This window comes from Winogradskyella pelagia (assembly GCF_017581965.1).
Taxonomy (GTDB): Bacteria; Bacteroidota; Bacteroidia; order Flavobacteriales; family Flavobacteriaceae; genus Winogradskyella; species Winogradskyella pelagia.
Map to the genome: position 1 here is coordinate 1 of NZ_JAGEVF010000055.1, position 407 is coordinate 407.

At 57.0% G+C, this 407-nt stretch carries 1 protein-coding gene; it reads right to left on the reverse strand.

Features of this window, described 5'->3' with window-relative positions; translation table 11 throughout:
- Nucleotides 1–407 (reverse strand): hypothetical protein (locus J4050_RS15235; RefSeq protein ID WP_208155472.1); only part of this gene is annotated, 407 nt, incomplete at both ends.

The window sequence follows — 407 nt, forward strand, 5'->3', positions numbered from 1 at the left end:
GTTATCTCTGCCGTGGGAACAGGAAAGCTAACAGGGGAACCGTCCTGGTTGACCTGCCAGAACACGTTGGCGACCGCATCGCCCTGTACCGTGAACACAGCCACTGTAGGCGTCGGGTTGAACGGGTCAAGGTTCGCACAGTCAACGACCACCTGGCCCGTGGCCACGCGGCAGCCCTCTGTCGTTATCGTATAGTCATACGTACCGAACGGTACGTCGAACATAACGTCGTTGAAATTCACGCTGTCGTATGCCAAGGTTATTGGAGGGTTCACACCATCGGTTATCTCTATGTCCGCAGTCGCCACAGGAAAGCTTATCGGAGAGGAGTCCTGGTTCACTGCCCAGAACACATTGGCCGTGGTCAGCTCTGCCCCCTGGACCTCGAAGACCGCCACTGTAGGCGT